Annotated in this window: 18 protein-coding genes; 6 read left to right on the plus strand and 12 right to left on the minus strand. The window is 70.4% G+C overall.

Annotated elements, in window-relative coordinates:
• Nucleotides 1-254 precede the first annotated feature (254 nt).
• The 3 genes from ACYVHU_RS19195 to leuS form a co-directional block, all read right to left on the minus strand.
• Nucleotides 255-806 (minus strand): hypothetical protein, encoded by a 552-nt coding sequence (locus ACYVHU_RS19195; RefSeq protein WP_078762988.1) that lies wholly within the window; start codon nt 804-806, stop codon nt 255-257.
• Nucleotides 807-1,361: 555 nt separating this feature from the next.
• Entirely contained in the window at nt 1,362-1,961 is a 600-nt protein-coding gene (locus ACYVHU_RS19200; protein WP_144390198.1) for a hypothetical protein, read from the minus strand.
• A 112-nt stretch (nt 1,962-2,073) separates the two neighbouring features.
• Nucleotides 2,074-4,569, minus strand: a complete 2,496-nt coding sequence (gene leuS / locus ACYVHU_RS19205) for a leucine--tRNA ligase (protein ID WP_078762990.1) — start codon at nt 4,567-4,569, stop codon at nt 2,074-2,076.
• A gap of 430 nt (nt 4,570-4,999) precedes the next feature.
• Here leuS and ACYVHU_RS19210 point away from each other — a divergent pair, with 430 nt between their 5' ends.
• The 3 genes from ACYVHU_RS19210 to ACYVHU_RS19220 all read left to right on the plus strand — a co-directional run bounded on the left by ACYVHU_RS19210 (nt 5,000) and on the right by ACYVHU_RS19220 (nt 7,654).
• Nucleotides 5,000-5,440: a DUF6406 domain-containing protein gene (locus ACYVHU_RS19210; protein WP_078763065.1), complete on the plus strand. Its 441-nt coding sequence runs from the start codon at nt 5,000-5,002 to the stop codon at nt 5,438-5,440.
• Nucleotides 5,441-5,519: 79 nt separating this feature from the next.
• A complete protein-coding gene (locus tag ACYVHU_RS19215) occupies nt 5,520-7,067 on the plus strand; it encodes a long-chain-fatty-acid--CoA ligase (RefSeq protein WP_078762991.1) in 1,548 nt (515 codons plus the stop codon).
• 98 nt (nt 7,068-7,165) lie between these two features.
• Nucleotides 7,166-7,654 carry a TspO/MBR family protein gene (locus ACYVHU_RS19220; protein ID WP_078762992.1) on the plus strand — a complete coding sequence of 163 codons (489 nt, stop codon included), beginning with the start codon at nt 7,166-7,168 and terminating at the stop codon, nt 7,652-7,654.
• A gap of 6 nt (nt 7,655-7,660) precedes the next feature.
• Here the strand turns inward: ACYVHU_RS19220 and ACYVHU_RS19225 are convergent, their stop codons facing one another.
• From ACYVHU_RS19225 to ACYVHU_RS19260, 8 genes are all read right to left on the minus strand, one after another.
• Nucleotides 7,661-7,885, minus strand: coding sequence for a hypothetical protein (locus ACYVHU_RS19225; RefSeq protein WP_078762993.1), 225 nt, complete (start codon nt 7,883-7,885; stop codon nt 7,661-7,663).
• Nucleotides 7,886-8,018: 133 nt separating this feature from the next.
• On the minus strand, nt 8,019-9,056 hold the full coding sequence (locus ACYVHU_RS19230) for a glycoside hydrolase family 3 protein (protein WP_498949162.1): 1,038 nt from the start codon (nt 9,054-9,056) through the stop codon (nt 8,019-8,021).
• A gap of 2 nt (nt 9,057-9,058) precedes the next feature.
• Nucleotides 9,059-9,910 (minus strand): carbohydrate ABC transporter permease, encoded by an 852-nt coding sequence (locus ACYVHU_RS19235; RefSeq protein ID WP_432939427.1) that lies wholly within the window; start codon nt 9,908-9,910, stop codon nt 9,059-9,061.
• Nucleotides 9,907-10,890, minus strand: coding sequence for a carbohydrate ABC transporter permease (locus ACYVHU_RS19240; protein WP_432939424.1), 984 nt, complete (start codon nt 10,888-10,890; stop codon nt 9,907-9,909). Before ACYVHU_RS19240 ends, ACYVHU_RS19235 begins: the two co-directional genes overlap by 4 nt.
• 3 nt (nt 10,891-10,893) lie before the next feature.
• Complete coding sequence (locus ACYVHU_RS19245; RefSeq protein WP_078762997.1) at nt 10,894-12,171, minus strand: sugar ABC transporter substrate-binding protein; 1,278 nt, start codon at nt 12,169-12,171, stop codon at nt 10,894-10,896.
• Nucleotides 12,172-12,488: 317 nt separating this feature from the next.
• On the minus strand, nt 12,489-12,944 hold the full coding sequence (locus ACYVHU_RS19250) for a hypothetical protein (protein WP_432939421.1): 456 nt from the start codon (nt 12,942-12,944) through the stop codon (nt 12,489-12,491).
• A gap of 74 nt (nt 12,945-13,018) precedes the next feature.
• Nucleotides 13,019-14,284: a class I SAM-dependent methyltransferase gene (locus ACYVHU_RS19255; RefSeq protein ID WP_432939419.1), complete on the minus strand. Its 1,266-nt coding sequence runs from the start codon at nt 14,282-14,284 to the stop codon at nt 13,019-13,021.
• A 51-nt stretch (nt 14,285-14,335) separates the two neighbouring features.
• Nucleotides 14,336-15,760: an FAD-binding oxidoreductase gene (locus ACYVHU_RS19260; protein ID WP_432939416.1), complete on the minus strand. Its 1,425-nt coding sequence runs from the start codon at nt 15,758-15,760 to the stop codon at nt 14,336-14,338.
• A gap of 317 nt (nt 15,761-16,077) precedes the next feature.
• Here ACYVHU_RS19260 and ACYVHU_RS19265 point away from each other — a divergent pair, with 317 nt between their 5' ends.
• Nucleotides 16,078-16,866, plus strand: a complete 789-nt coding sequence (locus tag ACYVHU_RS19265; RefSeq protein WP_432939413.1) for a glutamate racemase — start codon at nt 16,078-16,080, stop codon at nt 16,864-16,866.
• Nucleotides 16,867-16,873: 7 nt separating this feature from the next.
• Here ACYVHU_RS19265 and ACYVHU_RS19270 read toward each other — a convergent pair whose 3' ends face one another.
• Complete coding sequence (locus ACYVHU_RS19270; protein ID WP_432939410.1) at nt 16,874-18,325, minus strand: hypothetical protein; 1,452 nt, start codon at nt 18,323-18,325, stop codon at nt 16,874-16,876.
• A 218-nt stretch (nt 18,326-18,543) separates the two neighbouring features.
• Between ACYVHU_RS19270 and ACYVHU_RS19275 the strand changes: the two genes are divergently transcribed.
• Both ACYVHU_RS19275 and ACYVHU_RS19280 read left to right on the plus strand, forming a co-directional pair.
• Nucleotides 18,544-18,906 carry a hypothetical protein gene (locus ACYVHU_RS19275; RefSeq protein WP_078763003.1) on the plus strand — a complete coding sequence of 121 codons (363 nt, stop codon included), beginning with the start codon at nt 18,544-18,546 and terminating at the stop codon, nt 18,904-18,906.
• Nucleotides 18,907-19,012: 106 nt separating this feature from the next.
• Nucleotides 19,013-20,167, plus strand: coding sequence for an AI-2E family transporter (locus ACYVHU_RS19280; RefSeq protein ID WP_432939406.1), 1,155 nt, complete (start codon nt 19,013-19,015; stop codon nt 20,165-20,167).
• Nucleotides 20,168-20,214: the final 47 nt, after the last annotated feature.

The following is a 20,214-nucleotide window of genomic DNA, read 5'->3' on the forward strand; positions in this document are numbered from 1 at the left end:
GACGGTCCACCGCTCGGCGGAACGTGGGGGCCGGAAGGGCCCGACGACCCCTCGAACGAGGGACCGTGGGCTCCGGACGGACCGGAGGGACCACCCGGGGGCGGCCCCGAGGGCTCTCCCGTAGGGCCGCCGTAAGGGGGCTGGGTCATGGGGTCTCCAATCGGAGGGATGGGCTTGGGGATGCCCGCGTCTCTTCCTGGGGGGCACGTGGAGAGGGAGGACGCGGTCGACGGGACCGTGGCGGCCCGCCCTGGTCAGGAACCGGTCTCGATCCTGGCCACGACGTCTCGGGCGAGCTCCTCCGCGCCCTTCAACGCCTCGTCCTGGGGGACGGTTCGGGTACCGGAGTAGTCCGTCGAAGCGTAGTAGCAGGAGGAGACATAGAGGTTGGACGTTCGGACGCCGACGCACCCGAACCTGTTTCCATTGTCGTACCAGGCCAGTGCCTCGTCTCCGAGTTCCTCGACCGCCACGGCCTCATGCCCCCTGCTGTCGTCGGCGAGGTCGGTGGCGGCCTGTTCCTCCCCACCGGCTCCCGGGCGGTTCTCGTTGCGCATGGTGTACAGGGCGACCTTGGCCGGTGGTTCGACCGCTGTCGCGGCGGTCTCCCACACGCACTGGTGCCCCTCCCACCATTCCTGTCCTTCGGTGTCGATCCGTTCGGCCAGGACGGTCTCGTGGGCGGGGACCAGCCGGGAGAGGACCTCGCCTTCGGCCACCGAGCAGTCGGGGGCCACCGAGTACTCGCCTCCGTCGGCGTCGAGCCAGACGGCGGCGGTGACCCCTCCCACCAGGAGGAGCAGCACGGTGACGGCCGCGGTGCCGAGGAGCGCGATGGCGCATCCCCGATTGGCCCGGGGCGTGGGCTCGATCTGGCGCTCCCCGCCGAGGGGGTGAGCGGAAGGCGTCTCTCGCCCGGGGTCTGCCTGCCCCGCGGTCGGCCACCCGCCCTGGGAGGGCGTTCCCGGCGCGGTGGAGGAGGGGGACCACGCCGGTCCCGGTTGGGCAGGGGGGCCTCCTCGGGGACCCGGGTCTCCCCCAGGCGGGTCCTGTCCGGGACCCCCGTGGGGCGGTTGGAGCATCTGCGGTCCTTTCCTCGACGGGGATCGGCGGCCGGCCCGTCAACGCTACTCGCCGCCGGACCGTCAGCCAGCAGACATCAGGGGCCATTTACCTGATCGACACCGTTACGGGCACATAACCCGTCATTCCAACAGCGCGTCCGACATCTCTGCACCCCCAGAACGCCGGTGTCCCGTCGTTCTGGATGCTCCGTCCCGGAGGGGACCGGAGACGTGTCCTAGGACGTCCTCACCCCTCCGCCGGTTCCCACGGACGGGAGGCCGGAGGCCGCCGAACGTTCAGAGGGAGTCGGCCAGGCGCTCGGCCACGCCGATCGCCCCGTCGCGCGCCTGCGCGTAGGACAGCGGCGTGCCGTCGGTTCCCCTGTCCCCGCCGTACCAGACGCGCACCAACAGGTTGTCCCTGCGGAACACCACCTCCGCGGCCCCGCCCTCCGCCGTCCCCGGCCGGACGACCGCTCCCTCTCCGAGCGAGGCCACGGGGGCCGCCCCCTCGGTCTCGCCGGCGGGGGCCAGTTCCACCAGCCGACGGGCGGCGGCCTGTTCCCCGCTCTCCTGCCCGTCGCGTCTGCTGAAACGCGCCTCGAACTCGACGTGCAGGGAGCGCGGAGGGGCCGAGGCGTCACCGAAGGAGGTCCAGGCGCAGGCGCCCGCGGCCGCGTTCTCCAACGGCCCCGCCGCCACGACCTCCGGCTGCGCCGACGGCACCGCGGGCTCGATCACCTCGGCCGTCACGTCAGCACAGGCCGGAGCGGCCGCGAAGGCGTCGGAGGGCGAGGCCTCGGCGGCCGGTCCTCGCGCGCCCCAGACAAGACCAGCGGTGATGGAGACGGCCGCCACCACCACGACGCCACCGGTCACGAGCAGTACTCGTTTCACGCCGCCGCTCCTTGACGACATTGGGCTCCTCGTTAGTCTCGGGCACCGCGGAAAAGGCCCCGCCCGGCGCCGGGAGAGATCCGTCGCGCCGGGCGGGACCGGTCGGTGAGGGTCAGCCCACCACGATGTTGACCAGCTTCGGTGCGCGCACCACGACCTTGCGGATCTGGCGGTCGCCGATGAAGTTCCGGACCTTCTCCGAGGCCAGGGCCAGGCGTTCCAGCTCCTCGGCGGAGATGTCCGGCGCCACCTCCAGCTTGTCACGGACCTTGCTGGCGACCTGCACGACACAGGTGACCGACTCCTGGACCAGGAGAGCGGGGTCGGGCGTGCGCCAGTTGCCGATGGCCACCGATCCACGGTGTCCCAGCCGCTCCCAGCCTTCCTCGGCCACGTAGGGGGCGACCAGCGACAGCGTGATCGCGATGACCTCGGCCGCCTCGCGGACAGCGGGGTCGGCGGCGCCCGGGCCGGAGTCGATGGCCCTGCGTGCCGCCGTCACCAGCTCCATGATGCGGGCGATCGCGACGTTGAAGCGCTGGGCCTCGACCGCGGCGGTCACCTTGTCCAGGGTCTGGTGGGTGGCCCTGCGCAACGCGAGGTCGCCTTCGGCGGGGTCGACGCCCGGCTGCGACGCCTCTCCCGCCTGGACCATCACCCGGAAGGCCCGGTTGAGGAACTTCAGGGAGGCGGCCGGGGAGACGTCGGCCCAGTCGATGTCGTCCTCGGGCGGGCCGGCGAACAGCATGGTCAGACGGACCGCGTCGACGCCGTACTTGTCGATCTCCGCACCGAGGTCGACGCCGTTGCCCAACGACTTCGACATCGCCTTGCCCTGGTTGATGACCTGGCCCTGGTTGAGCACCCGGGTGAAGGGCTCGGTGAACTCCACCATGCCCATGTCGTAGAGCACCTTGGTGAAGAACCGGCTGTAGAGCAGGTGCAGGATGGCGTGTTCCTTGCCGCCGATGTACTGGTCGACGGGTCCCCACTTGTTGATCGCGTCCCGGTCGAACGGCGCGTTCTCCTCGTGCGGCGAGCAGTAGCGCAGGAAGTACCAGGAGGAGTCGACGAACGTGTCCATCGTGTCGGTGTCGCGCTTGGCCGGGCCACCGCACTCGGGGCAGTCGACGTTGACCCAATCGTCGGCCGCGGCCAGCGGCGAGACCCCCTTGGGGGCGAGGTCGGCACCGCGCAGGTCGTCGGGCAGGAGCACCGGGAGCTGCTCGTCGGGTACGGGGACCTCGCCGCAGGAGGGGCAATGGATGATCGGGATGGGCGTACCCCAGAAGCGCTGCCGGGACAGCAGCCAGTCGCGCAGCCGGTAGTTGATCGTCCCCTCACCGGTGCCACGCTCGGCGAGGATCTCGATGATCCGCGGAATCGCCTCGCTCTTGCTGAGCCCGTCCAGCGGACCGGAGTTGACCAGCTTGCCCTCGCCCGCGGTGGCGACACCGCTGTCGTTCGGGTCGGCCTCGCCCGTCTCGACGACCACGCGCACCGGCAGCCCGAACTTCCGTGCGAAGTCGAGGTCGCGCTGGTCGTGGGCCGGGACCGCCATGATGGCGCCATGACCGTAATCGGCCAGGACGTAGTCGGCGGCCCAGATCGGGATGCGGTCGCCGTTGACCGGGTTGATCGCGTAGCGGCCGAGGAAGACGCCGGTCTTCTCCCGTTCCGTGGACTGACGCTCGATGTCGGACAGCTTGGCGACCTGGGCCCGGTACTCCTCGAACGCCTCGCGCTGTTCGGGGGCGCAGAGCTCGTCGGCCAACGGCGCGTCGGCGGCGACCACGAAGAAGGTCGCGCCGTAGAGCGTGTCCGGGCGCGTGGTGAACACCGTGACGGGCTCGTCGCGTCCCTCGATCGCGAACCGGACGTCGGCGCCCTGGGAGCGGCCGATCCAGTTGCGCTGCATGGTCAAGACCTCGTCGGCCCACTTGCCCTCGAGCTGGGCCATGTCCTCCAGCAGCCGGTCGGCGTACTCGGTGATCTTGTAGTACCACTGGTTGAGGGTGCGCCGCACCACCTCGGTGCCGCAGCGCTCGCACCGCCCCTGGACGACCTGCTCGTTGGCGAGCACCGTCTGGTCCTTGGGGCACCAGTTGACCAGGCCGTCCTTGCGGTAGGCCAGGCCCCGCTCGCGGAAGCGCAGGAAGAACCACTGGTTCCAGCGGTAGTACTCGGGGTCGCTGGTGTGGAGCCGTCGCGACCAGTCGAAGGAGATCCCGTAGCGGTGGAAGGACTCGGCCTGGGTCTCGATGTTGGCGTAGGTCCACTCGGCGGGGTGGGTCCCGTGCTTGATCGCGGCGTTCTCGGCCGGCAGGCCGAAGGAGTCCCAGCCGATCGGGTGGAGCACGTTCTCGCCCAGCTGGAAACGGTACCGGGCGACGACGTCGCCGATGGCGAACGCCTCGGCGTGGCCCATGTGAAGGTCGCCGGAGGGGTAGGGGAACATGTCCACCACATAGGAGCGCGGACGGTCGTCGGCCGGATCCTCGCTGGCCGCGAAGGGGTTCTCCTTGGCCCACCGGGCCTGCCACTTCTCCTGGAGGGTGTGGGCGTCGTAGGAGTCGTTCGCCACCTGGTCTCCGTCTACGGCTGTCATCGCTGGAACTGTCCTCTACCGCTTCGCGCTGTCGAAGCACGTGGTCTTGGGCGGGCCCCGGCTGTCCGGAGGGAGGCGCCGGCGAGGCGCACCGCGACCGGAGGCCGCCGCATGAGTCTTCGGATCCCAAGGTTAGCGTGCGGTGGGGATGACCTCACCGCCTCGTCCGGCCCTCCCCGAGCCCCGTGGGAGCGTGCGGGCGGAGGGGCGCCCTTCCAATGGGCCGGTCCGGGGTCGGGGCGACCGGCTTCTCCCGGCCGACGTGTCCCGCGCCGGTGGGACAATACACAGCACGCGGCCGACCGCCCGGTCACTCGAACACGCCTCCGCGTGTCCCTCCCCTTCCCGCCTGTCCCAGTACCGAGACTGGGAGGCAAGCGCCGGCCGATCCTCCGCCGGCGTCCCAGGACCTTGATGGAGATCAATGAACATGGCTGTCCTCGTTCGTGCCCGTCCTATCGCCCGTTTCCTCGCCTCCGCCGCGTTGGCCTCCGGTGTGGTGCTGGGAGCCGCGGCCTGCGGAGGCGGTGACGGTGGTGAGAGCGAGACCGAGGCCACCGCGCAGAGCAGCAGCCCGGCTCCGCTGCTGGGTGAGAACGACGATCGCATCCAGCTCACCGAGGGCGTCGCCTACACGCTGGACGCGGGGAGCGAGCAGCCGACCACCTTGGAGGTCGTCGGTTACGAGGAGGGCGAGGAGCCGGCCGTGATCATCAGCGTCGGGGAGGAGGACGGTCCCGCCAAGGAGCACACCCTCAAACTGGGTGACACCGTGGAGGCGGGTGGGAGCACCTGGCGGGTCTCGGAGATCGGGATGAGCGACTCCACCGGTTCGCTTCCCGGATCGGCGGCGCTGACGCGGGTCGAGTGACCCGGGGCACCCGGCCTCTTCCACAGAAGTTACCGTGCGGTAGAACAGTGACCGACAGCACTCTCTGGAGGAGGCCGCGATGCTCAACCTGTCGGTACTACTGGAGGACGGGGCCCGAAACCACCCCGACCGCGACGCCGTGGTCTTCGGTGACCTGCGCCTGAACTACGCGCTGGTGGACATGATCGCCAACCAGGTGGCCGAACTCCTGGTCGCACGGGGCATCGAGCGCGGGGACAGGATCGCGATCGCCTCCCCCAACACCCCCTACTTCCCCTTCGTCTACTTCGGCGCGCTCAAGGCGGGCGCCGTCGTGGTCCCCCTCAACGTACTGCTGACCCCGCGCGAGATCGCCTACCACCTGCGCGACTCCGGCGCCAAGGCGCTGTTCGCGTTCACCGGGACGCCGGATCTCCCGCTCGGGGAGCGCGCCTGGAAGGCGTTCAACGAGGTGGAGGGCTGCGAGGTCTACATCGACCTCCCGGCGACGCCCGGCGCCACCGAGTCGACGATCGAGGGCGCCGAGACGCTGTGGGCCGCGCTCGCCGGCCGTTCGGGACGTTTCGAGACGGTGCGCACCGAAGCCGACGACACCGCGGTCATCATCTACACCAGCGGCACCACCGGTCAGCCCAAGGGGGCCCAGCTCACCCACGCCAACCTGCTGCTCAACGCGGTGGCCTCGAGCCGCCTGTTCGGCCGCGCGCCCAACGGCCACGACATCTTCCTCACCGTGCTGCCGCTCTTCCACATCTTCGGCCAGACCACGATGATGAACTGCGCCCTCTACCGGCAGGGGACGATGGTCCTCCAGGCCCGTTTCGACGGCGACGAGACCCTCGCCCTCATGGAGAAGGAGGGCGTCACCATGTTCGCCGGCGTTCCCACCATGTACTGGGGACTGCTCGGCGCCAAGGGCGAACACGACATCGACAAGATCACCGGCACCCTGCACACCGCCGTGTCGGGCGGCTCGGCCCTGCCCGGCGAACTCGCCAAGCGGGTCAGGGATCGCTTCGGCGTCGACATCCTGGAGGGCTACGGGCTGTCCGAGACCTCGCCGGTCGTCTCGTTCAACGACCCCAGACGCAAGGCCAAGCCCGGTTCGATCGGGCTGCCGATCTGGGGGGTGGAGATGAGACTCGTGGACGCCGAGTTCAACGAGGTCGAGGGCGAGGGGCCCGGGGAGATCGCGGTACGCGGCCACTGCGTGATGAAGGGCTACCACCAACGGCCGGAGATCAACGAGCAGGTCCTGAAGGACGGGTGGTTCCGCACGGGCGACATCGCCCGGCGCGACGAGGAGGGCTTCTACTACATCGTCGACCGCTCCAAGGACATGATCATCCGCGGCGGTTACAACGTCTACCCCCGCGAACTGGAGGAGGTGCTGATGACGCACCCCGACGTGAGCCTGGCCGCCGTGGTGGGGGTGCCGCACGAGACCCACGGCGAGGAGATCAAGGCCTACGTGATCCGCCAGGAGGACGCCAGGGTGACCGAGCAGGAGCTCATCACCTGGGCCAAGGAGCGGCTGGCCGCCTACAAGTACCCGCGCCTGGTCGAGTTCCGCGACGAGCTGCCGATGACCGCCACCGGCAAGATCCTCAAGCGCGAGCTGCGCTGACCGACGCGGCCGGCGGCCCTCGACGCGGCCCCACTTCCGTTTGCGCGCCGGATCGGCGGGCAGGGCGGTGAGGGTCGCCGTCCCACGAGGGGGTCAGCATGGCCGATCGAGCGCCCTCGCGCTCCCGTCAGACGGGCGCTGCCGTCGCCTTCGCACTCGCGGTCCTGGCGACGGCCGCCATCGGCGGGGCCGCCGCGAGCGGGTCGGCGGAGGTCTACGCCCGGTTGACGTTGCCTTCCTGGGCACCGCCGCAGTGGCTGTTCGGCCCCGCCTGGACCGTGCTGTACGTTCTGATGGCGTTGGCGGGCTGGCTGGTCTGGCGTTCCGCCGGACTGCGCGGGGCGCCCGTCGCGTTCGCCCTCTACGCTCTCCAGTTGCTGCTCAACGCGGCCTGGACGCCGTTGTTCTTCGCGGCGGGGCGCTATGGCGCGGCCCTGGTCGACATCACGGTCCTGGGCGTGGCCCTCGCGGTGCTGATCGCGCTCTTCGCCCGCCACAGCCGGGTGGCGGCGGTGGCGCTCGTCCCCTATCTGGTGTGGGTGGCCTACGCGGGCGCGCTCAACGGGGCGATCGTCGTGTTGAACTGACCCCTCTCACGAGAGGGGTCTCCACTGGGAGTCGCAGACGGTGCACCTGAACTCGATGCGTTTGCCGCAGGCCTTGCAGTGCGGTCCCGGACTGTAGTCGTCGAGGTGCTCCGCGTGTCGGTCGGCGAAGTAGCGCAGATCGACACAGACGTTGCAGCGGATGAGGACGTTGGTCGGGCTCTTGGGCCAGGGGTAGTCCGGTTCGATCGGATGGTCCTCGACTGTGACCACGTGTCCTCCCCCACTCCGTTTCCGACGCGCGCGGACCGCTGCGTCGTCCCTGCGCGCCTCGGACCCCTCCGGCATCGGTCCATTCCCGCCAACACTCACGGAGAACCGTCGCCCGGTCAAGGAGAGACCGCCGTCACGGTCGCCTCCGCGCGCACCAGGCCGCCAGTTCCCCCACCCGTCCGGCGGCTTCGGCCAGGCGCGCCACCGGCACGGTCCCATCGGAGAGGGCGGCGAAGATCCGCTCCACCGTGGCCCCGAAGATCTTCTCGTCGCTGCCGCCCGCCTCGTGTGGGTTGCCCAGGCACAGCAGGTCGGCTCCGGCGCGTAGCGCGCCGACCGCGCCGTCGGCGATCCCGTCGAGTTCACCGCGTCCCAGGTGACGTGCCACCGCGCGCATGTCCAGCGCGTCGGTCACGGCGACCCCCTCGAAGCCCAGTTCGCCGCGGAGCAGGGCGTAGGCGCCGGGGTCGAGGCTGGCCGGGGCCTCGCCCAGCGCGGGCACCCGGATGTGCCCGACCATGACCATGCGCGCTCCCGCCTGGATCGCGGCGGCGAACGGCGGCAGCTCCCGCCGGCGCAGGGTCGCGAGGTCGACGTCGACCACGGGGAGGGCGAGGTGGGAGTCGACCTCGGTGTCGCCGTGGCCGGGGAAGTGCTTGGCCGCCGCCGCGACCCCCGCCTCCTGGAGGCCGCGGATGAAGGCGGTGCCGTGCCCGGCCACCTCCCGCGGATCGGCTCCGAACGCCCGCGGCCCGATGACGGGGTTGCGCGGGTTGACGTTGACGTCCACGACCGGCGCGAGCGCGGCGTCGATGCCGACACCGCGAAGTTCCCCGCCCATCGCGTGGGCGACGGCGCGGGTGCGGGCGAGGTCTCCCGTGGCGCCGAGCTCCCCGTGCCCGGGGTAGGGCGACCCCTGGACCGCGTGCAGCCGGGTGACCCTCCCGCCCTCCTCGTCCGAGGCGAGGACCAGGTCGGGGCGGAGCCCGTGCAGCGTCCGGGACAGCGCCGCCGGGTCGCCGGTGAGGTTGGGTCCGAAGTACAGTACGGCGCCCGTCCCCTCGTCGACCGCCCGGGCCAGCCATCCCGGTGGCTCGGTGCCCACGAACCCGGGCATGAGCACCTGGTGGACCATCCGCACGATCCGTGGATCACGGCGCGGTTCCGTCATCGTCATCCCTTCACCGCTCCCGAGACCAGCCCTGAGACCAGGCCCCGTTGGACGAACAGGAAGAACGCCATGACCGGGAGGGTGATGATCGTCGACGCCGCCATGACCGCGCCCCAGTCGGTGGTGTTCTGGCCGAAGAACTGCCGCAGTCCCACCGCGACCGTGTACTTCTCGCCGTCGTTCATGAACGTCAGCGCCAGGATGAACTCGTTCCAGGCGGTGATGAAGGAGAAGATGCTGGTGGCCACCAGCCCCGGGGCCACCAGGGGGAACAGCACCGACCAGAACATCCGCCCCCACGACGCTCCGTCGATGTAGGCGGCCTCCTCGACCTCGGCCGGCACCGCCGCGACGAAGCCGCGCAGCATCCAGATCGCGAAGGGCAGCGACAGCGCGACGTAGACGAGCGCGAGTCCCCACAGCGAGTTCAGCATGTTCAGGTCGCGGGCGAGCAGGAACAGCGAGATGACCAGGGCCTCGAGCGGGACCATCTGGATGACGAGCACCATCACCAGGACCGTGGTGCGCAACCGGAACCGGAAGCGCGCCACCGCGACCGCGGCGAACAGCGCGAGCAGGCTGCTCCCGACGACCGTGAGCAGCGCGACGAAGAGGGAGTTACCGAGATAGGTGAGGAAGCCGCCCCGGGTGAACACGCCCATGAAGTGGTCCAGGGTGGGGTCGGCCGGGAACAGCGCGTCGGTCCCCGACCCGGATCGCCGCGACAGCGCGCTGGAGAGCATGAAATAGGCGGGGAACAGCGTGAAGAGGAGGACGGCCGCCACCGCCGCCCCTTTACCGAAGGCGACGGCGGTGCGGCGGCCGGACGGCGCGCGGTCCGTGGTGGCGGTCATCGCAGCTCCTCGTCCCGGAACAGGGCCCGCAGGTAGACGATGGTGATGGCGAGCAGCATCAACGTGAGCAGGACCGCGATCGCGGATCCGAGCCCATAGCTCTGCTGGGAGAAGGAACGCACGTAGGACCACACCCCGAAGTTGAGCACCTCGGCGTTGGATCCCGCCCCTCCCGGCATCAGGTAGACCTGCGCGAACACCTTGAAGTCCCAGATCGTGGACAGGATCGTGACGACCGCGAACACGGGCCGGATCGTCGGCACGGTCACCCGCCAGAAACGCTGCCAGGCGTTGGCGCCGTCCAGCAGCGCGGCCTCGTGGAGTTCGCGCGGGATGGTGAGCAGTCCCGCCAGGACCGTGACCGCGACGAACGGGAAACCGTGGTGGACGATGTTGAGGGTGACGATCGCGTAGAAGGTCAGCCTCTCGGTGAACCAGTTGAATCCTTCAGGCCCGATCAGGCCGAGGGCGTGCAGGGCCTGGAACACCAGGCCGCGGTCGACGTCGAAGATCCAGATCCACACGTAGGTGCTGGTGACCGCGGGCATGGCCCAGGCGACCATGATGCAACCGGTGACCACCGTGCGCCATAGGGGACTCAGCGACCTCAGGAGCAGGGCGATGAGCGTGCCGAGGACGACCGTCCCACCGACCGCGAACACCGCGAACACCGCGGTGTTGGGAAGCGCCACCGTCCACAGGTAGGGGTCGGTGAGGAGCTCGACGTAGTTGTCCAGGCCGTTGTAGTCCGGCTGGCCGGAGACGACGTTGTCCAACCCGTAGTCCTGGAACGACAGCCACACCACCCGCGCCAGCGGGTACATCAGCAGCACGCCGATGGCCAGCAGGGCCGGCGCGAGCAGCACCCAGGGCCGTACGAGCCGTCGGGTCCTGGCGGACAGACGGCGGGACGGGGCGGGGCGGGGGCCACCGGGGTCGGCCGCGGGAGCGGCCGGCCTGGTGAGGACGGGTTTGGCCACGGCTCACCCGTCTCCGTTGAGTGTCTTCTCGATCGTCTCGGCGGCGGTGGCGGAGGCCTCCTCGACCGAGGCGTCACCGGACAGGATCGACTGGACCATCGTCTGCAGGACCTTCTGCCCCTGCACCTTGCCGTAGGCGGGGGTGACGGGGACCCCGCGCCCGGCCTGGCTCATCTGCACCGCGAACGGACGGATCAGCGGATCCTCGGACTCGGCGTAGCGGGCGAGCTGTTCCTGTTTACCGGGCAGGTAGGTGGTCTCCTCGGTCCAGCGCCGCGCGTACTCGTCACTCGTCAGGAGCTGGACGTACTCCCAGGCCAGGTCCTGGTCCTCCGACCCGTTGAACACCGACAGGTGGGACCCGCCCAGGAAGCTCGGGCTGTGGCCGCCCTCGGGCCCGGGGATCGGGAAGGCCGCGACGCGCCCTTCGAGGTCGGGGTTGGCCTCAAGGATCGCCTTGGGGGTCCAGCTTCCGGAGATCGCCATGGCGACCTTCCCGTCGACGAAGTTGTCCTGGACGTCGGTCTCCAGCCAGGTGGCCGCGCCGGTGGAGGACAGGCCGTCCTTCAGGGCGAGGTCGGTGAAGAAGGTGATCCCCTCACGCGCCTGGGGACTGTCGATGCCGGAGGTCCACGTCCCGTCGTCCCCCTGTTCGGCGATGTCGCCCCCGGCTCCCCAGACGAAGGGGAGGAGGGAGTACTCGGCGCCCCCGGGAACGGGGAAGGCGATCATGTCCTCCTCGGCGTCCTTGATCGTGAGCGCGGCCTCGCGCAACTGCTCCCAGTCGCGCGGCTCTTCGAGACCGTGCTCCTCGAAGACGTCGGTGCGGTAGAGGACCGCCCGCACCGCGGCGTGCCAGGGCACCCCGTAGAGCCGGTCCTCGACGGTGCCGGCCTCGATGAGCCCGGGAACGTAGGCGCTGGTGTCACCGACCCGGTCGGTGATGTCGGCCAGGGCGCCGGCCTGGGCGAACTCCGGTGTCCAGGTGGTGCCGACCTCGGCGACGTCGGGCATGGTGTCGCCGGCGATCGCGGTGACGAACTTGTCGTGGGCGTCGGCCCACGGGATGAACTCGACGTTGACGGTGGCGCCGGTGCGTTCCTCGAAGTCCGCGGCGACCTCGTCGAAGAACGCCGAGGCGTCGGGGTGGGTGCCCTCCATGATCCACACGTCCAGCGTTCGTTCTCCCCCGCCGCTGGAATCGCCACCCGCGCAGGCGCTCAGCGCCAGTATGAGAGCCGTGCTCGCGGCGGTGGCGGACAGGATGCGTTTCTGACCCATGGACCCTCCCGTCCTCGCCGCCACGGGATGCGCGGCGACGTGCGGTCGTCGTCTTCTTCTCCCGTCCTGGGGACGTGTAAGAAACCTACGCAAAATCCAGGAGGCTGTGAAGTAAACAACAAAAAATCACCGCACACCCACCATGACCACCACGAGTCACCGTACATCGACAGAGAGCAATAGGGAATCACCGTCGCGGGTGGCGCCCGGACCGGTCTTCCGCCCCATCGCGACGAGCCCCCGGCCGTGGACGACGACGGGCGTGCCCCGGCCGTCACCGGCCGGGACACGCCCGTATCGCCACCGCGCCGGTGGCCCTACTCGGCCGACCCCGAGGCGATCCGCAACGTCGAGATCAGCTCGGCCGGCTTGTAGACCGCCTGGCCGATCGCCGCGCAGAAGGCGGCGAGCATGTGCAGGAAAACCAGCGGGTCGCCACGGGTGAAACGCTCCGCCGCCTCGTGTTCGCCGACGGAGTGCGCCTCCCAGGCGGTGACGACCGCGAACTCCAGTTCGGGCTCCAAGATGTCGGCGACCGTCCGGGCCACCGCCTCGCGGGAGTCCGCGGGCTTCCACACCACCCCGGTCTCCTGCACCCGTCGGGTGAGGAACGAGGCGTAGACCTTCAGCTCCGAGGTGACATCGTCGATCCGGCCGGAGCGCTCTGCTTCGGCCACCGCCGTGCCCACCGCGTCACGGTCCTTGCGCACATAGGCGTCGACGAGGGAGATGGCGAGCTGCGTGACGCCGTCCGCGTCATTGGTCCCAGGCATGTCCTCCATGATGCCCGCCCGGCCGCGGCGCCGAACACCGCGGACCGGGCCGCTCCCCCCCGATCGCGAACGGGTCAGCCGCGCCGCGGCTCGAAGTCCGGGCGCAGCGGCATGCCCGAGTCGTCACCGTCCAGCTTGACGCCGAGGATCTGGTGGAGCTGGACCACGTTCTTCTCGAACCCCAGCACACAGCCCGCCATGTACAGCCGCCACACCCGCGCGGTCCCCTCGCCGACCTCGGCGACCGCCGCGTCCCAGTTGCGGTCCAGGTTGGCCGACCAGTCACGCAGCGTCAGCGCGTAGTGCTCACGCAGGTTCTCCTGGTGCCGGATCTCGAACCCGGCGTCGTTCATCTGCGCCTGGAGCCACCCGGGCCCCTCCAGCTCCCCGTCGGGGAAGACGTAGCGGTTGATCACCCCGCCCGGCACCATCGCGGGAAGGTCGTTGCGGGGGCGCGTGATGCAGTGGTTGAGCAGCCGGCCGCCGGGCTTCAGCTTCGCGTACAGCGAGGCGAAGTAGTCCGGCACGTTCTTCTTGCCGATGTGCTCGGTCAGGCCGATGGAGCTGATCCGGTCGAAGACGCCGTCGGGGACGTTGCGGTAGTCCATGTGGCGCACCTCGGCGAGGTCGCCCAGCCCCTCCTGGGCGATCTTCTTCTGCGCCCACTCGGCCTGCTCCTTGGACAGCGTCACCCCCAGCGCCTTGACGCCGTGCTCACGGGCGGCGTGGATGACCATGCCGCCCCAGCCACAGCCCACGTCCAGCAGCCGCATCCCCTTGGCCAGCCCGAGTTTGCGCGAGACCAGCTCGTACTTGTGGAACTGGGCCTCCTCAAGGGAGGCGTCCGGTGTGGGGTAGACGGCGCAGGTGTAGGTCATGGACGGCCCCAGCACCATCTCGTAGAAGGCGTTGGAGACGTCGTAGTGGTGGTGGATGACCTCGGCGTCGCGCTCCTTCGAATGCCGCCGGCCACGCTCCAGCAGCCGGGAGCGGCGCATCTCCTGCGGAGGCGGCGGTACGCGGTTGACGAACTTGACCCAGCCGATGTCCTTGATGATGGCGAGGAAGTCGCGAAGCCTGACCCCGTCACCGAAGGCGATCTCCGACATCCGCTTGAGCGCGGTGTACATGTCCCCTTCGAGATCGATGTGCCCCGCGACGTAGGCCCGGGTCAGGCCGAGCGCCCCCGGGGACTGGGCGAGGTAGTTGAGCGCCACCGGGGTACGCACGACGAGGGTGATCTCGCTTTCGGGATCTCCCGAGGTGCTGCCGTCGTAGGCGCGGAACCGAACAGGGGCGTCAGCCCCGACGACCCGCTCGAAGATCTCCGCCAGCCGCATTACCATTCCCTTCTCGCCGCACGTCGCCCCGTCCCTGCCCGGGACGGCGTGTCACCGGTTCCCGACACATTTGGCGTAGAGGTCGAGGAGGCGGTCCTTGGGGTCGTAGGCGTGCTTGAGGCGCCGGTAGGCGTCCCCGTTGTACAGCCCCCAGAACTCGTCCTCGCTGTAGAAAGCATCGGAGTACAGCGACTTGTGCCCGCCCAGCCGGGCGACCTCCTCCTCCACGAGCCGGTTGTGGTGGGCCCGGCGCTGTCCGGGGCGCATGGGCACCATGCCCCAGAATCCGAAGTTGACGTAGAGCCGTTCCGGCTCCAGCGGGTACAGCGGCCAGACATGGCCGTCCTCCCCGCCGGCCTCCGGCTGCTCGCGCAGCCGCAGGGGGCACATCCAGATCGGCGACATACCGATCTCGGTGTGGAAGAAGTCGAGGAACTCCGCGCCGCGTCCGACCTCGACCTCGATGTCCTGGATGAGGGGCTCGGGCTGGGGGCGCCCCCGGTAGTGGGCCAGCAGCCGGCTGAAGTCGGTCCGCCGGTCCAGGGCGACCAGGCGGCGGTAGACATCGGAACGCTTCAGCGAGCGCGGCCACAACCTGCGCACCGTCGGGTTGCCCAGGCCGAACGCCCGGGAACACCAGAACCAGTCGGTGTCCCAGCGCCACAGGTAGTCGTGGATCGTCAGATAGTCGCCGGGCCCGGGACCCGCGTAACGCGGGATCGAGGTGTAGTAGATGTCGGAGCCGGTGTAGTCGCTGGTCCAGGGGGCGCGGTCGGTGAAGGAGGCGAGCGTCAGGTAGAGCTCGTCGCGGGCGAACGCCACACCGTCGACGAAGTCCACCCGCTCCCCGTCGTACTCCGCCGCCGCGCAGATCGCCGCGAACGCCTCCATCGCCTCGGCCCCGTCGTGGAAACGCAGGTGGCGCAGGTGGACGTAGGGCTTGACCGGCTCCAACTCGATACGCAGGCGCAGGCTGTAGCCGAGGGTCCCGTAGGAGTTGGGGAAACCGCGGAACAGGTCACGGTGCTCGTTGTCCCGACGCGCCACGACGATGTCGCCCGCGCCGGTGAGGATCTCGATCTCCTCCACCGACTCGTGGGGCAGGCCGTTGCGGAACGACGACGACTCGATGCCCAGACCGGTCACCGCGCCGCCGAGCGTGATCGTGCGCAACTGCGGTACGACCAGGGGCATGAGTCCGTGCGGCAGGGTGGCGGCGACCAGATCCTCGTAGGTGGTCATCCCGCCGACCTCGGCGATACGGGCGTCGGGATCGACGGCCAGCACCGAGGTGAAGGCGCTGACGTCCAGCCGCGGGACGTCGCCGGGGTCGCGGAAGCGGAACAGGTTGGAGGTGGGTTTCGCCAACCGGACCGGTGCGTCCACCGGCAGGGCGGCGTAGTCACGGCGCAGCCGTTGCGCGGCGGCGACATGGTCGGCCAGATCTGCTCGGACGTGCTGACGACTCACATTCACCCGCTCTGTCACAAGGCGCCATCGTAATTTCCGACCGGTTCCAGAACCAGCGACGCGGCCGCTCCTCCCCGTTTTTCTACCGGCTAGTAGCGTCTGGATCGGTCCGTGCCGAAGACCGCGTCCACACCGTCCGTCCTCCTCCCCCTCGCTGTGACCACGGTGAACCCTCACCCTCCGCCCCATCGTCCACACCTTCGAGTCCGACTCCGGCCACGACCGTGGCCGGAACCGGACCGGGCCGCCTCTCGCCCGCGTGCCGGCGCGCCACCGACGAGCCACCACCCGGGCACCTCGGCAAGCGCATAGGATCGACAGACGTGCGTATCGCCCTCATCGATTCAGGAATCGGACTTCTGTCCACCGCCGCCGCGCTGCGGGAGGCCCGCCCCGACGCGGACCTGATCGTGTCCATGGACCCCGACCACATGCCGTGGGGTCCACGCACACCCGACGACATCACCCGCCGGGCGCTGGCCGGCGCCCGCGCCGCCCTGCCGAGTGATCCCGACGCGATCGTCGTCGCCTGCAACAGCGCCTCGGTCCATGCCCTGGCCGCGCTACGCGACGAGCTCGAACCCGCCATCCCGGTGATCGGCACGGTCCCCGCGGTCAAGCCGGCCGCCGACCTGGGAGAGCCGATCGCGATCTGGGCGACCCCCGCCACCACCGGAAGTCCCTACCAACGCGATCTCATCAGCCGCTTCGCGCGTGATGTCCCGGTCACCCCGGTGGCCTGTGTCGGCCTGGCCGAAGCGGTGGAACACGTCGACGAGGCGGCGGTCGAACAGGCCATCGCCGACGCCGCCAGGCTGACTCCCCCCACCGTCGGCGCCGTCGTCCTCGGCTGCACCCACTACGACCTCGTCGGAGAGCGGATCTCCGACGCGTTGGGGCGGCGCCCCGTACTACTGACCGCGGCCGGTGCGGTCGCCGCCCAGACCCTGCGCCGACTGGGCACGGGCCCCCGGACCGACGCCCCGCGCACGGGGAGCCTGACCGTGCTCGCCAGTGGCCGCCCCGCCTCGCTGCCCGACGCGGCGCTGTCCTACCCCGCCGGCGCCCTCCTGGCGCTGCCGCCGTTGCCGGCCCCTTCACGGGGCGCCTGAGCGCGGATCAGGCGTGTGTCGCGTGCATGGCCGCGGCACTGGACAGGGTGCGCACCAGGGAGCGCACCCCCGGAACGTCCTCATCGTGCAGAAGCGTCTCCAGCAACGCCAGCGCGGCCATCTGGTCGCCGGGGGCGCGGCGCACCCGCGCCCACTGCGTCTCGACGACCACGTCGGCGAGCTTGAGCGTCCGTCCCACCTGGCCGAACGCGGCGAGCAGCGTCGTGTCGTCGGGGCGTAGTTCGAGCGCGGCGAGCACGAGGTCGGCCTGGCGTTCGGGGTCCACCTCGTCGGCCTGCTCCGCGCGAAGGCGCACCAACAGCTCTTCGGGTTCGACCTGGAGTACCGAGGGAGGGATCCTGGCCGCCCCCTCGCGGGCCTCGATCAGGTCGTCACGCAGGTCGTCGGCGCGCCGGAGCCGGAACAGCGCCCGTTGCGCGCGCTGGACCGTGGACAGGGCGACCCAGCGGGCGCCACGAGCCGTGGCGAGCCGCAGCGCGATCAGGGCCATCTCCAGACACGGCCGATAGGCCCCCACCTTCTCCAGGTAGCGGGTCCAGCTGGTCAGGGTCGCACCGATGCGCCAGTCGTTGCGGACCACTCCCACCTCGACGAGCTGTTCCACCGCCTCGACCCAGGTCAGGCGCAGGGAGGGGTGCGCCTCGGCCTCAAGGACGTCGGGCAGCACGGCCAGGGCCTCCTCTGCCGGGCGGCGTCCCGTCCGCGCCAACCAGGCCATCAGCCGCGCCCGTTCGAACCTGATCCGGCGATGGGCGTCGGTGCGCGGAGCCCCCTCGGGCCATCGGGCGACACCGTTGTTCTCCAGATGGGCCAGGACGTCGAGCGCCGCGCTGTGCCGGTCGAGGTGCCGTAGCGCGCGGACGTAGCCGAAGCCGTAGTACAGCCCCACGTCGGTCCCCGTGGCGCGGACCCGCGCGGCCTGGGCGTCGAGATGGTGCACCGCCTCGTCCGGACGCTCGTCGTCGACCAGCATGGCCGCGTGGGCCAGGGCGAGCGCCTCGAACGCCGGCTGTCCGGGTTCGGTGTGCTGGGCGGCCTCGGTGAGCAGGGCCGCGCGGTCGACGGCGTATCCGGGGCCGTCGATATTGGCGTAGCAGGACAGGAGGTTCTCCGCGCCGCACACCGGCGGAGGGCAGTAGCCCGTCCCCTGCGCGTGGAGGGCGCCACGGTGCGCCTCGGCGTCGGCCAGCGCGATCGCCCCGTGCTTGAGCGGGCCCACCCGGGCGGCCAGCGGCCAGTGCCGAAGGTACTCCTCCAGGCGCGGCACTCCCTCGGCGGCCCGCGCGACGCGCAACGCCTGCGGCAGTTCGGCGTCCAGACGGGTGAGATTGCCTTCGAGCGCGAGCCGGGGCATCCGCTCCACCGCGGCGGCGAGCTCGGTATGGCCGGCAGCTCTCAGTTCCCGGGCCGTCCCGCCGACCCACGCCCACAGCGCCATGGCACCTTCCCCTCCCGTGTGAATACCGAACGTAGCAGCACGGTTACGCGCGCGCGGGTTAAGCGGGAAAAGCGTTCCCAGACGTTGCCTATAGACTCGGGAAGACCGGGGGCGACGGACAGGTCCGGCGTGGCGCCGGGTAACGGGCCCGTCCCCCTGGCCCTCGCCGGGGTCCGGTCTCGACCCGTGGACACGCCAGCGGCGATGGGAGCGCTGTAATGGGATGGCGGGATCGGTTCGGGCTGCGCCGGGCACGTCGGCGTGGCGGCCCCGGGACCAATCGGTTCGACCGTCCGGCCGAGGACGCCGACCTCCAGGCACTCGTCGATTTCGCCAAGAGCCGTGTGGGCGTGGAGTTCTACGTCGAACCCGAGACCTTCGCGACCGGCACCACGGCGGTGGCGGTCGCGACGGACGGCGAGTGGATCCGTCGCCGAGCGGGTTCTCCCGAGGTCGTCCGCAAACTCGCGCGCAAGCTCGCGGTGCCCGCCTACGACGTCCAGATCGTCGGCTACCCCAAGCGCATGCGCGACTGGACCGCGCGTAACAAGCGCGGCCTGTCCCTGGAGGACGGTGCGTAAGGGTGGACTCCACCTCGTGACACCAGCAGAAGAAAGAAGCCCCGGCTTGCGCACGAGCGCTCCGACCAGGAAACGGACGGTCTCCGGGCCGTCCGGTAAAAGCGGCATGCCCCGTTGGCTGCCCCGGGCCATGCTCTTGGCCGCTTGGACCGTCACCGCCTTCGGCGTCGCGTGGTGGCTGCTCGTCCAGCTGCAGAGCCTGCTCGTACTGCTGTTGATCTCGCTCTTCCTGGCGCTCGCCCTGGAACCCGCGGTCAACTGGCTGCACCGGCGCCACTGGCCGCGCGGCCTGGCCACCGGCGCGGTGATGGCCGCCGGGTTCGTCCTGCTCGGCGCGTTCTTCACCGTGCTCGGCTCCATGCTGGTCGGCCAGGTTCTGGCGTTCGTCGACGAACTGCCCGCGATGACCCGCGCCGTGCTGCGCTGGGTCAACGCGACGTTCAACACCTCGTTCTCCCCGACGAACCTGTTGAGCGAGATCTCCAGCGCGAGCGGCCTGATCGAGCAGTACGCCTCCAGCCTGGCGGGCAACGTCTGGGGGGCGGGGACGACGGTCCTGGCGCTGCTGTTCAACGGCCTGACCATCGCGCTGTTCACCTTCTACCTGTGCGCCGACGGACCGCGTTTCCGCCGCACGATCTGCTCGGTGCTCCCCCCTCGGACCCAGCGCGAGGTACTGCGCGCCTGGGAGATCGCGATCGACAAGACCGGCGGCTACATCTACTCGCGCGCCCTGCTCGCCCTGGTGTGCACCGCGGCGCACTACCTGGTGCTGGTCCTGCTGGACATCCCGTTCGCCTTCGCCCTGGCCCTGTGGGTGGGCGTGCTGTCGCAGTTCATCCCGACCGTGGGAACCTACATCGGGGGCGCCGTGCCGGTGCTGGTGGCCCTGTTGCAGGGACCGTGGCAGGCGGTGTGGATCCTCGTGTTCATCACCCTCTACCAGCAGTTCGAGAACTACCTGCTCCAGCCGCGCATCACCGCGAAGACGCTGGACATGCACCCGGCGGTGGCGTTCGGGTCGGTGATCGCGGGGGCGGCGATCCTGGGGGCCCCGGGCGCGCTGCTCGCGCTCCCGGTCGGCGCGAGCCTGCAGACCTTCCTCGGCCTCTACATCAGGCGTTACAAGGTCGAGGAGCACCCCCTGCTCGACGGATCCGCCGACTCCGAGGACGAGGAGGACGCCCCGTCGGTCGAGGACGGGGTGGGCGAGGACGACGCGGGGGATGGCTCCCCCGCTTCTCCCCGCGACGTCCGTTGAGCGGCCCGGACGGCGGGGCGCGGAGGGCAACCTACCTCACCGCGCCC

The organism is Marinactinospora endophytica (genome assembly GCF_054780875.1).